Origin of the sequence: Chryseolinea soli (assembly GCF_003589925.1) — a bacterium.
In the GTDB taxonomy this organism is placed as follows: Bacteria; Bacteroidota; Bacteroidia; order Cytophagales; family Cyclobacteriaceae; genus Chryseolinea; species Chryseolinea soli.
This window is the reverse complement of the sequence record NZ_CP032382.1, coordinates 7,104,657-7,116,896: the sequence shown is the minus strand read 5'-3', so window position 1 is coordinate 7,116,896 and position 12,240 is coordinate 7,104,657. Positions and strand designations below refer to the sequence as shown.

The 12,240-nt window shown below is 51.3% G+C and carries 8 protein-coding genes; 4 read left to right on the top strand and 4 right to left on the bottom strand.

What is annotated here, in order from left to right; translation table 11 throughout:
* Positions 1–289: 289 nt before the first annotated feature.
* The 3 genes from D4L85_RS29510 (at position 290) to D4L85_RS29500 (ending at position 9,049) form a co-directional block, all read left to right on the top strand.
* Positions 290–3,568: a SusC/RagA family TonB-linked outer membrane protein gene (locus D4L85_RS29510; protein WP_418219840.1), complete on the top strand. Its 3,279-nt coding sequence runs from the start codon at positions 290–292 to the stop codon at positions 3,566–3,568.
* A 24-nt stretch (positions 3,569–3,592) separates the two neighbouring features.
* Entirely contained in the window at positions 3,593–5,419 is a 1,827-nt protein-coding gene (locus D4L85_RS29505; RefSeq protein ID WP_119757720.1) for a RagB/SusD family nutrient uptake outer membrane protein, read from the top strand.
* A 66-nt stretch (positions 5,420–5,485) separates the two neighbouring features.
* Positions 5,486–9,049, top strand: a complete 3,564-nt coding sequence (locus D4L85_RS29500) for a VCBS repeat-containing protein (RefSeq protein WP_228450673.1) — start codon at positions 5,486–5,488, stop codon at positions 9,047–9,049.
* A 75-nt stretch (positions 9,050–9,124) separates the two neighbouring features.
* Here D4L85_RS29500 and D4L85_RS29495 read toward each other — a convergent pair whose 3' ends face one another.
* The 4 genes from D4L85_RS29495 to D4L85_RS29480 form a co-directional block, all read right to left on the bottom strand.
* Positions 9,125–10,105, bottom strand: coding sequence for a DUF72 domain-containing protein (locus D4L85_RS29495; protein WP_119757719.1), 981 nt, complete (start codon positions 10,103–10,105; stop codon positions 9,125–9,127).
* A 92-nt stretch (positions 10,106–10,197) separates the two neighbouring features.
* Positions 10,198–10,419, bottom strand: a complete 222-nt coding sequence (locus tag D4L85_RS29490; protein WP_119757718.1) for a hypothetical protein — start codon at positions 10,417–10,419, stop codon at positions 10,198–10,200.
* A 66-nt stretch (positions 10,420–10,485) separates the two neighbouring features.
* The gene (locus tag D4L85_RS29485; RefSeq protein ID WP_119757717.1) at positions 10,486–10,773 is read right to left on the bottom strand and encodes a winged helix-turn-helix domain-containing protein; all 288 of its coding nucleotides are present in this window, start codon (positions 10,771–10,773) and stop codon (positions 10,486–10,488) included.
* Between the two features lie 4 nt (positions 10,774–10,777).
* Complete coding sequence (locus D4L85_RS29480; RefSeq protein ID WP_119757716.1) at positions 10,778–11,371, bottom strand: hypothetical protein; 594 nt, start codon at positions 11,369–11,371, stop codon at positions 10,778–10,780.
* Positions 11,372–11,594: 223 nt separating this feature from the next.
* On the opposite strand from D4L85_RS29480, the gene D4L85_RS29475 reads away from it, so the two are divergent.
* Positions 11,595–12,179: a riboflavin synthase gene (locus tag D4L85_RS29475; protein ID WP_119757715.1), complete on the top strand. Its 585-nt coding sequence runs from the start codon at positions 11,595–11,597 to the stop codon at positions 12,177–12,179.
* Positions 12,180–12,240: the final 61 nt, after the last annotated feature.

Below are 12,240 nucleotides of genomic sequence, written 5' to 3'. Positions count from 1 at the left end.
AACACTTATAACGGACTTGCGGCGTGATAGGCGGTAAGGATTTGAAGAACGGCAGACATCCCCTGGAAAGTGTGGTTTTGACACATTCGCCAAAGCTGTGCCCGCCAACATTTGCACCTACACCGAAACCGTAATCGATTGTGTAAACGTTTGCGGAAAAAAATAATCCCGGTTTTCAATCGATACCAGCCCAAAATATCTACATTCGAAGAATGCATGGACGAAATAATCTTAGGATTATCAGGAAACTGCAGAATTTCTATCAACCAATTAATTTTTAACCCAAACTATGATTATGAAAAAACTCTACAAGAGGGTGAGTTTGTCATTGGCAGTCATGCTAATGCTGGCCTCAGTCGCCCTGGCACAAGAAAGGGTTGTGACGGGAACTGTAGCCGATGAAAGCGGGAATTTTATGCCCGGCGTAAACATTATCCTGAAAGGGACTGCAAAAGGAACGGTTTCAGACTCCGAAGGAAAATTCAGTTTGTCTGTTCCCGGCAACGATGCCGTTCTGCTGATCACGTTTGTGGGCTACGGAACTACAGAAGTTCAGGTAGGCTCTCAAACAAGCATCGAAGTGAATCTTCAACCTGACCTCACTTCCCTGGATGAAGTTGTTGTAACAGGTTACTCCTTCGACAAACGCCGCGAATTGACCGGTTCGGTCTCTACGGTGAAGACGAAAGATTTGACGGTTACCCCTACTGGTAACGTTGAACAGCTGTTGCAAGGCCGCGTGGCCGGTGTGACGGTTATTTCCAACGGTCAACCGGGTACTACCAGCCAGGTGCGCGTTCGTGGTTTCGGCGGTTTTGGTGCTAACCAACCCCTCTACATTGTAGACGGTGTGCCGACCCTCGATATCTCTTTCATCAACCCTGATGACATTGAAACAACAACTGTACTGAAAGATGCCGGCTCCGCTTCTATCTACGGTGCTCGTGCTGCTGCCGGTGTGATTGTGTATACTACTAAGAAAGGTAAAAAAGGCCAAAAGCTGGCCGTTACCTATGACCTGATGGCCGGTGTTTCCACGCCCGGTAAAGGACAGGACATGATGAATCCGACGGATTTTGCCGATTGGACCTGGAATGCTATCCGAAATACTGAAGACGCGAACGCCCGGGCAGGTGGTGTTGCCCCTGATTATGCTACAGCATTTGCGAAATTTAATCACCCTCAGTTTGGCGGTGGCCTTACACCCGTCATTCCTGACTACATTAACGTAGGCGGTGCTGCTGGCGTAACCGGTTCGGTGGACTTGGCTGCAGAGAAATTGAAATACAACATTGACCCGCGCAACGGTTCTATCTACCAGGTGGTAAAAGCCAACAAGCAAGGCACCGACTGGTACAAGGCCATTACGCGCACGGCACCCATCGTTCGTCAAACCATCGGCGTAAGCGGTGGTGGCGAAACACACCGCTTCTACATTGGTTTGAGCCAACAAGACCAGCAAGGTATTTTGAAGAACAACAGCTTCAAACGTTATGCTGCTCGCGCGAACTCTGAATTCGACGTGCTGCCTAACCTGCGCCTTGGTGAAAACCTCCAGTTCACCTACCTGCAACGCCTCGGTCTTTCCGGTGGTGATGGCGGTAGAGGTATTTCCGCAGACGAAAACGATATCTTGTCTGCTTTCCGGATGCCTTCCATCATCCCCATCTATGACGAATTCGGCGGTTACGCCGGTACGGCTGCAAAAGGCTTCAACAACCCCAGAAACCCTGTAGCATCACGCGACGGACAAGCCAACAACACGGCGTATCAAGCGATGGCCTTTGGTAACATATACTTGGAATATGATGTGATCCCCGGCCTGACGCTGCGCACCAGCATCGGCGGTAACTACTACCAAAACCGCGCTCACAACTACAGCCGCTGGCAATATGAAAACTCCGAAAACAACTCGGCTTTCGGATACTCAGAAGGCGGTAGCTATCGGTTCGGTTGGACCTTTACCAACACAGCGAACTATAAGAAGACTTTCGGTGACCACGGGATCGATGTTCTCGTAGGCCAGGAAGCTTTGAACACCGGCAAAGGCTGGGATGACAACGAATCGGGCTTGAACCCCTTCTCATGGGATCCTAACTTCATCAACACCACCAACACCAATTCGCGTCAAGCAGGCAGTTACTATGACAACGGTGCAAACATGTCTTCTTATTTCGGACAAGTGAAGTATGCCTTCAAAGAGAAATATATTTTGACTGGTGTTTTGCGTCGTGACGGTTCATCGGTATTTGGTGTAAACCATCGCTATGGTACCTTCCCCGCTGTGTCCGCAGCATGGCGTATTTCAGCGGAACCCTTCATGCAATCTGTTTCTTTTATCAGCGACTTGAAGATCCGCGGTGGTTACGGTACGATGGGTAACTCCAACCCGATCGTGCAGTATAACAAAAACAACCAGTATACACTCTACGGTGGTAACGTAGGCAATTCGTCTTACGACATCTCCGGCAGCAACAGCTCGGCAACCACAGGTTTTTATCGCACGTCTATCGGTAACAAAGACACCAAGTGGGAAACGGCTGTTACGACCAACATCGGTATCGACGGTCAATTGTTTGGTGGCAAACTGGACGTGATCATCGATTTCTGGAAGAAAGATACCAAGGACCTCCTGTATCAACTTCCTCTGCCGGCCACCGTGGGCTACAACGCTACCCCTCCTTATGTGAACGTGGCCAAAATGCAGAACAAGGGTATCGATATCTTCTTGGGCAACAAGGGTAACATTACCTCTGGCTTGAGCTATGAAGTGAACGTGAACGGTAGCTTCCTGCACAATGAGATCACGGAGATCGGCGGCGGTCAGAAATACATGACCACTGTAAACCCTGGTTTCCGCGGCATCAACCCGATCCGCAACCAACTCGGTCAGTCGATCTCTGCCTTCTTTGGTTACCAAGTACAAGGTATCTTCCAAAGCTCGGAAGAAGTTAGCACCGCTGCCACGCAATCTGGTGCAGATATTGGTCGCTTCCGCTACAAGGACATCAACAACGACGGTGTGATCAACGATGCCGACCGGACCTTCCTCGGCAGCCCTGTGCCTAAGTTCACCGGCGGTATGAACTTCACCCTGCGTTACAAGAACTTCGACCTGACAGCGTACTTGTATACTTCGTTGGGCAACAAGATCTTCAACGTATCGCGCTGGTTCACCGATTTCTATCCTTCTTTCCAAGGTGCAGCCATCAGCAACCGCGTGAAGGATTCCTGGTCGCCGACCAACACCGGAGCGACTATTCCGATCTTCGAATCGGCTTCCAACTTCAGCACGAACACACAATCCAGTTCGTTCTATGTTGAAAACGGTTCTTACCTGCGTCTGCAGAACGTTACATTAGGCTACAACCTGCCTACTGCATTGCTGGAGAAATTCAAGATGACCAAGCTCCGGTTCTTTGTTTCGGCCAACAACTTGTTCACCATCACCGGCTACAACGGTCTCGACCCTGCGGTAGGTGGTGCTGCTGATACCAACTTCGGTATTGACGTTGGAAACTATCCCGTAACAAGAGGTTATACAGGTGGTTTAAACCTGGCGTTCTAATTTCAATAAATAAGACATATAGCTATGAAAAATACACTTAAAACAAGGGCACTAGGATCAGTTCTGTTAGCGCTGCTCTTGCTCTATGCTTGCAAGGATAGCTTCCTGGAAGTGCCGCCCACAGGCTCGCTGAACGAGGATTTGCTCGCAACCCCACAAGGGATCGAAGCTTCGCTTATAGCCGTTTATTCACAAGTCAACGGCCGGGGCAACCGGATGGCCAGCCCTTCCAACTGGGTATGGGGTAGTATCAGAGGTGGTGAAAACAACAAGGGTACAGACCCTGGCGACTATTCCGATATCAACCCTATCCAACGTTTTGAAGCTCAGTCAACGCAAGGTGTCATCAGCGACAAATACAACGGTTTGTATGAAGGTGTGGCCCGTGCCAACGCCACAATGCGGATCTTGCCCAAAACGGATGCAAAAGGTTCTGCAGCCATTGAAGCACAGAAAGTAAAAGTGGAGGCTCAGGTACGTTTCCTGAGAGCACACTTCTATTTCGAATTGAAGAGAGGCTTCAACAACACACCGTATGTTGATGAAAGCGTTGACTATCAAAAAGGTATCGAACTGGTAGGCAACGACAAGGACCTTTGGCCCATGATCGAAGCGGACATGCAATTTGCCATCGACAACCTGCCTGAAACCTGGTCGGAAGCTGGTCGCGTAAACTCTTGGGCTGCCAAAACCTACATGGCCAAGATTTTGTTATATCAACACAAGTTCGATGCTGCCAAAGCAATATTCGACGACGTGATTGCCAACGGTAAAACCACCAAAGGCGCCAAGTACGCATTGCTGCCCAATTTCAGCGACGTCTTCAAAGCGTCGAATGATAACAGTGCAGAGTCAGTTTGGGCATACCAATCGGCTGCCAACACTGGTAGCGTGAACAACGCCAACCCTGAATTCGACTTGAACTGGCCCTACAACACAGGTCCTGACGGTCCGGGTAACTGCTGCTCGTTCTTCCAACCTACAATCGAAATGGGTAACACGTTCCGTACCGCAGCTGGTCTGCCGTTGAAGAACCGCGCTTACGACCTCCCGGCCAACGAACTGAAAACCGATATGGGTCTCGAATCGAAGGATCCGTTTACGCCTGATGCTGGTCCTGTCGATCCGCGTCTCGATCACACCATCGGTCGCCGTTACATCCAGTACCTGGATTGGAAGCCTTTCCCAGGCAAAGCCTGGATCCGCAACCAGCCCAACGCCGGTCCTTATCAAACCAAGAAGTATGTATACTACAAGACCGATAAAGGCACCAACCAAGACAACAGTTCCTGGACCCCGGGCTACACCGCCATCAACGTGAACATCATCCGCTTTTCGGACGTGTTGCTGATGGCAGCCGAATGCGAAGTGGAAGCTGCTGGCGGCTCGCTGACCAAAGCGATGGACTACGTGAATCAGGTACGCACCCGTGCACAGAACCCTGCCGATTTCGTGATGGGTCTCTTCAACGCAGGAGCTACTACCGACTACCTAAATCCTGTGATGGACTACACCAAGCCCGCAGCAGACTACCAAATCGCGCTCTACACGGCCGCCGATTTCGCTACTGCAGCCGATGCACGTGAAAACATCCGCATGGAGCGTAAACTCGAATTGTCTGGTGAAGGTCACCGCTTCTTTGACCTCATGCGTTGGAGCTTCGGCGCCACGCCGACCTATGGCATCGACGACATCAACGCTTACCTGACTTATGAAGCACCGAAGATCCCTTCGGGCGCATTCACCGGTGCCAAGTTCACCAAAGATCAGGACGAGTTGCTGCCTATTCCGCAAGCTCAGATCGATATCCAAACACCGGATATCCTGAAGCAGAACCCTGGTGGATATTAATTGATTTAATTATCTGATTTTAAGTAAGGCCAATGTAAATTGGCCTTACTTTTTTATGTATACCCTATGAGAAAAAGACTTTTGCGAGGCTCGATCCTCTTCTCGCTCGCCTGTGTGACCCTGACACAATGCAAGACCCCAACCAACCCCAATACCCTTTTTCAGCTGAAATCTTCCGAGGATACCGGTATCGAATTTGTCAATACCGTAGCGGAGTCCGACAGTTTTAACATTTTTACGTACGAATACATCTACAACGGTGGGGGCGTGGGTGTCGCGGATTTTAATAACGATGGCCTGCAGGATGTTTTCTTTAGCGGAAACCAGGAGCCTAACCGGCTCTACCTAAACCAAGGCGGTTTTAAATTCAAGGACATTACGGAAAATGCCAATGTGAACGGTAAAAAGGGCCGGTGGAACCAGGGCGTGGCCGTCGTAGACATCAACAACGACGGGTGGATGGATGTCTATGTTTGCGCTACGGCAAATCCCGACGCGGAAATGCGAAAGAATCTGCTCCTGGTCAATCAGGGAGCCGCCAAAAACGGCGAGCCTACCTTCAAGGAAATGGCTGCCGATTACAAGATCGATTATAACGGTCACAGTGTGATGGCCGCCTTCTTCGACTATGATCGCGACGGCGACCTGGACCTTTACGTGCTGGTGAACGAGAAGATCAACAACACGCCCACCAACTACCGTCCAAAGATCACCGACGGCTCATCCCCCAACAACGACAAACTTTACCGGAATGAGGGCAACGGCACCTTCACCGACGTGACACTGGAGGCCGGTATTTTGTGGGAGGGATTTGGCCTGGGCCTGGCCATCACCGACGTGAACAAAGATGGATGGCCGGACATTTACGTGTCGAATGATTATTTGTCGAACGACATTCTTTACATCAATCAGCAAAACGGAAAATTCGCGAACGCTACTGCCGACTACATCGGCCACAGCAGCCAGTTTTCCATGGGCAACGATGCCGCCGATATCAACAACGACGGCTTGCCCGAGATCATCACGCTCGATATGTTGCCGGAGACCAGCGCCCGGAAAAAAACAACGATCGGCAACAAAAGCTATCAGAACTACCTGAACAACGAAAAGTTTAAATACGAATACCAATACGTGCGGAACATGCTGCAGCTGAACAACGGTGCCGACAAGCACATCAAGTTCAGCGAGGTGGGCGAGCTTTCGGGCGTTTACCAAACCGAGTGGAGCTGGTCGCCTTTGTTTGCCGATTTCGATAATGACGGTAATAAGGATCTTATCATTACAAACGGGTTTCCCAAAGACATTACTGACAAGGACTTTGCCAACTACCGTGCCGATGTGGGCAACGTCGCCAGCAACCGCAGCCTGATCGATTCCATTCCCATCGTCCGCATTCCCAACTATGCTTTTAAAAACAACGGTGATCTCACGTTTAGCGACGTCACCAAAACCTGGGGCCTCGACAAGCCTTCGTTCTCCAACGGCGCCGCGTTTGCGGATTTTGACAACGACGGCGACCTGGACTATGTCGTGAACAGCATCAACGACAAGGCGATGTTGTATGAAAATACCTTGTACGCAGGAAAGGAAAAGAAAAGCAAAATGAATTTCCTTCGCATCAAATTGAAGGGAACAGAAAAGAACCCCGCCGGCATCGGCGCAAAAGTGACGCTTCGCTATGGTGGTGGCAAAATGCAATACAGTGAAGAGTCAGTTTACCGCGGCTTCCTGTCGTCGGTGGAAGAGACGTTGCACTTTGGGCTCGACTCGACGGCTTCGGTGGATTCCGTGGTGGTGGAATGGCCCGACGGTGGCAGTCAACTCGTGCGCGATGTGAAAACCAACCAGGTGTTGGCCATCGCCTATGCGCCGGATAAAAAAGAAGAAGCGAAGACGGCATCACCCGCTTTGGCGGAAACGCTGTTCCAAAAGAGCGATAAGAAACTGAATATTTTGTTCAAACATCCGGAAGAAGATTTTATTGACTTCAACCTGCAACGCACCATCCCGCATAAATTTTCGCAAGCCGGTCCCGGTTTGTCCGTGGGCGATGTGAACGGCGATGGCCGGGAAGATTTTATTGTTGGCGGCTCCACCTACTTCAACGCGCAAGTATATCTTCAGAAACCCGACGGCACCTTTGCACCGACGGTGAAAAACGAAAAAAATGAACTGAAGCGCGAAGAAGATGAAGGCCTGTTGCTGTTTGACGCCGACAACGATCACGACCTGGATCTCTACATCGTGAGCGGCAGTTGGGAAGGTCAGGCCGATGTGAATTCCTATCAGGATCGACTGTACCTGAACAACGGGAAGGGCGTCTTCACCCAAAGCAAAGATGCGCTGCCCGAAATAAAAGCGAGCGGCTCCTGCGTGCGCGCCGCCGATTTTGATGGCGACGGCGATCTCGATCTTTTTGTCGGCGGCAGGGTCGTGCCCTCGCAATATCCGACACCACCCCAGAGCTACTTGCTGCGGAACGACAAAGGCAAGTTCACCGACGTGACCAACGAGGTATGCGAAGCCTTGGCATTTGCCGGCATGATCACCGATGCGTTGTGGACCGATTTCGACAAAGATGGAAAAGAAGACTTGCTGGTGGTGGGTGAATTTATGGCGCCGACCTTCTTCAAGAACAATGGAAAAACGCTGACGAAAATAGATGCTTCCGGTGCTGAACAACACAAGGGCTGGTGGAATAGCATCGCCGCCGCCGATTTCGACAACGATGGTGATACGGACTATGTCGTGGGCAACCTGGGAGAAAACAATGCCTTCCACGTGACCAACGAAACGCCACTGAAACTCTTTGCCAAAGACTTCGACGGCAACGGCAGTGTGGATCCCGTGTTGGCGTGCTACATGCGCGTGTCGATGGACAGCGAAGAGAAGAAGTTGTATCCCGTGCATTTCTGGGATGAGTTGAACTCGCAAAGCCCCAAGTTCAGAAACAAATACTCCCGCTATAAGCAATATAGCAAAGCCACCGCCGACCAGGTGCTTACGGCGGATGATCTGAAGGACGCCATGGTCCTGGATGCAAACGACATGGCCTCCAGCTATCTCGAAAACAAAGGCAACGGAACCTTCGCCGTGCACGCCCTGCCCACACTCGTGCAGGTGGCTCCCGTTAACGGCCTCGTAGCCGACGATGTGAACGGCGACGGCAACACCGACGTGATCATGGTGGGCAATGACTATGGCAACGAGGTGTTCATCGGTCGCTACGATGCCTTCACGGGTCTCGTCTTACTGGGCGATGGCAAAGGTGGATTTCATACGCTTCCCTCTGCAAAGAGCGGATTCTACACGCATGGTGATGCCAAGGCCCTGGTGAAACTCTATGGTGCAAAAGACACCGAGGTCTTCCTGGCCTCGCAAAACCGCGACAGCCTGGCGGTGTTCACGCGCAAGCCCACGGTGCCGATGCACGTGGTAGCCGTTGAGCCCAACGACCGTTGGGCTGAGTTGACCCTCGAAGATGGACGGAAACAACGCGTGGAATTTTATTATGGAGCAGGCTATCTGTCGCAATCTTCACGCAAGCTGTCGGTGTCATCCAAGGTAAAAGAGGTGGTGATCTACGATGCTTCGGGGAAATCTCGAAAGGTGTCGCTGCGCGCGATCTAGTTTTAAATGATAAAATAAAAGCCCTTTCCGTGTGACGTCATGCGGAAAGGCTTTTTTATTTGAAGGAGGAAGCAGTTATGATTTCTTTTTTGATGCTGTTTTTTTGACTGCCGTTTTCTTGTCCGATGGTGCGGCGCCAAACAGGTCCGCTACCGGCGCGATGTCTTCTACAAAAACGGGTTCTGGGATTTGTGTGCCGCAGTGTTTGTTGAGTTGCTGGATCAGGTATTTGCTAAGTTCGGGCGAGTGCAGTTCTTCGTGCTGGTGCATAAAGAAATAGACCTTTTCGATGCCTTGCTCCATCCAGGCCTTGATGCGTTGCACCCAGTCGTCGATGCGCGTGTAGTCGGTGGGATGGAGGCCGTTACCTACGAAGCGGATGAAGGCTTCGGGGGTGGACAGATGCATGTGCACGCAATCTCTTCTTCCGGACGCGTCGGTGATGATGGAGCCCGTGTGGTTTCGTTCCAGCATATTGAATACGGCGGTGTTGGCGTCGGCTTCGCTGAACCACTGCGGGTGGCGCAGCTCGACAAAAAGATCGAGATCTTTGGGTAGTGACTGGATGAAGGCCTCCATCGTGTCCAGTGTTTTGGGAGCCATGCCGGGGTGAGGCATGAGAAAGAGTGGCCCGAGTTTTTTTCCAAAACCGCTGACGCCCTCCAGGAACTGGTCGGTTTTTTCCTTTACATCTTTCAATCTTTTGATGTGGGTGATCTGGTCGGTGAACTTGGGGCAGAACTTGAAATCGTCGCCCACCTTGGCGGCCCAGCCTTGGGTTTGGGAAAATGTGGGCATGCGATAGAAGGTGGCGTTCAGCTCGATGCAATTGAAATGTTTGGCATAGTGATTCAGAAAATCTGCCTCCTTGGTTTTGAGGGGATAGATCTTTCCCACCCAATCTTTGCGGCCCCACTTGGCGCAGCCCACAAAGATCTGGGGCGTATGACCCAACGCTTTATTTCTTTTTAGGATCGTGCCGGTGCCTTCCGCATCGGGAGGCAGGCGGAAGTCCACCTGGCTGATGTCTTCGTTCTCTACTTTTCCAAAGTCCATGGGGATAAAGGTACAAAATGCACGTAGAATGGAAATGTTCGCGGGAAATGTTCGCGTGTGAAGCATCCGTTAAAAAACTTCACCTATAAAAGTCAACGTGAGGCCGTCTGCATTTTCTTCTTCCACCAATTTTTCAACCACAGACCTTTCCACATCCACAGCCCCGTGAGCACCACGGCCGGGAAGAGAATGAAGCGGACCACGATCACCGCTTCGGGCCGCTCGGCCACAGGCCCATAGATGTAGCCGATGATGGGAATGCTGGCGATGATGTGAACCCAGCGTAATATTTTTCGTTCCGTGGCATTGGTCATAGCGATGATCTTAGTGATAAAACAATGATTTGATTTTGGATGCGTGTTGAATCCGGTGCAGGCCGGTCAACGGTTGTGAATGTATTGCTTCAGCGTGTTCACGTAGTCTTCGAAAGCCTTGATCCCTTTTTTGGTGATGGTGCAAGTGGTCAAGGGCTTCTTTCCTTTAAAAGATTTCTCCACGGCAATGTAGCCCGCGGCCGAAAGCTTGTCGAGCTGCACGCTAAGGTTGCCGGCCGTGCTATTGGTCTTTTCGCGGATGTAGGTAAATTCTGCCGAGGCCACACTCATGAGCAACGACATGACCGCCAGTCGCAGCTGGGCATGCAAAAGCGGGTCGAGGTCCTTGAACATAGCGTCAGGCTTCTTTTTTGCGCAGCAGTATGCCGGGAATGATATAACCCACTGTCACCGCTACGGCGCCCACCAGGAATTGCCAGGGGCTTCCCACCACAAAGGCCAGCAAGCCACAGGCCCAGAAAAAGATCCCACCCACCATGAGCGGTTTGAATTTTATCATCACACCCGAAAGCAGGGTGGGCAGCGCACTGATGAGCAGGACGACGGGATTGAGCTGGTAGTTGATGGATCTCCCAAAGCCAACCAACGTGAAAATGACCACCCCAAAGCAAAGCCACATCCACAGGTGGATGCGATCGAGGTGGGTGGCCATGCGTTGTTTCCGTCCTTGCCGGTAAGCCATATAGATCGTTATCAGCCACGCTGGAATGGCGATGGACCAAACGACATAGGGACGCGAATAGTCCGCCAGAAGCAACGCAAACATGCCCAGGTTGGCCAGGGCGATCACACATCCCCAAAGCAGGAAGTAAACACTGTTGTTCCGGACGTTGCCTTTGGTGAGGCTGATCATTTCCGTGATGATGTCCAGGCTTTGCTGAGTGGTAAGGGCTTCGTCGTTGGTTTCATAGCAGTCTTTCTTTTGTTGCATGAGCCTTCCGCTTCGAGCCTGGGATGAAGGGGCCGATTCAAGCAGGAATGCGCTTCATTTCATGTTGTTGGGTAAATATACGGCTACGACGTAAACTAGTTTATAATATAAACCAAAATATTTTTCTACCGGAAACACTCCCGGCCCCATGAACCATCCTGAAAATGCCCGGGTTTTCAACATAAAGCGCTTCTTTCTACTTTTGGCGCGTTAACAACAATCTATGTTCACAGGAATTATCGAGACCCTGGGCCACGTGGCCGCTCGGGAGCAGGAAAATGCCAACACCCATTTTAAGATCGCCAGCACGCTGAGCCATGAACTCCGGGTGGACCAAAGTGTTTCCCACAACGGCGTTTGCCTCACCGTGGTGAAAATTGACGACGGCGCCTATTGGGTGACCGCCATCCACGAAACCCTCCAAAAGTCCAACCTGGGCCGTCTGAAGGCCGGCGATAAGGTGAACATCGAGCGCTGCATGCTCAACAACGGCCGCTTCGACGGTCATATCGTGCAGGGTCACGTGGATCAGACCGGCACGGTAAAGGCCATCGCGGAGGACAACGGGAGCTGGCTTTTCGATTTCGAGTATGATGCTTCGCAGGGAAACGTTACTGTCGAGAAGGGCTCCATCGCGGTGAATGGCGTGAGCCTGACCTGCTACAACAGCGAGGAAGGCCGGTTTAGGGTGGCCATCATCCCTTATACCCACGAGCACACCAACTTTCATCAGCTCAAAGTGGGCGACACCGTGAATCTTGAATTCGATATCATCGGGAAGTATGTCAAGCGTTTGTTAAAGAATTGATTTTGGTGCCGGGTATAGGCGGGGTTTCTCTACCTTCATAGAAACAAAACCCTCAGACGTT

What these genes read in the sequence shown, in the direction of transcription:
- D4L85_RS29510 (WP_418219840.1), top strand. Translation starts at nt 290, where the DNA reads ATGATTATGAAAAAACTCTACAAGAGGGTGAGTTTGTCATTGGCAGTC.
- D4L85_RS29505 (WP_119757720.1), top strand. Translation starts at nt 3,593, where the DNA reads ATGAAAAATACACTTAAAACAAGGGCACTAGGATCAGTTCTGTTAGCG.
- D4L85_RS29500 (WP_228450673.1), top strand. Translation starts at nt 5,486, where the DNA reads ATGAGAAAAAGACTTTTGCGAGGCTCGATCCTCTTCTCGCTCGCCTGT.
- D4L85_RS29495 (WP_119757719.1), bottom strand. Translation starts at nt 10,105, where the DNA reads ATGGACTTTGGAAAAGTAGAGAACGAAGACATCAGCCAGGTGGACTTC.
- D4L85_RS29490 (WP_119757718.1), bottom strand. Translation starts at nt 10,419, where the DNA reads ATGACCAATGCCACGGAACGAAAAATATTACGCTGGGTTCACATCATC.
- D4L85_RS29485 (WP_119757717.1), bottom strand. Translation starts at nt 10,773, where the DNA reads ATGTTCAAGGACCTCGACCCGCTTTTGCATGCCCAGCTGCGACTGGCG.
- D4L85_RS29480 (WP_119757716.1), bottom strand. Translation starts at nt 11,371, where the DNA reads ATGCAACAAAAGAAAGACTGCTATGAAACCAACGACGAAGCCCTTACC.
- D4L85_RS29475 (WP_119757715.1), top strand. Translation starts at nt 11,595, where the DNA reads ATGTTCACAGGAATTATCGAGACCCTGGGCCACGTGGCCGCTCGGGAG.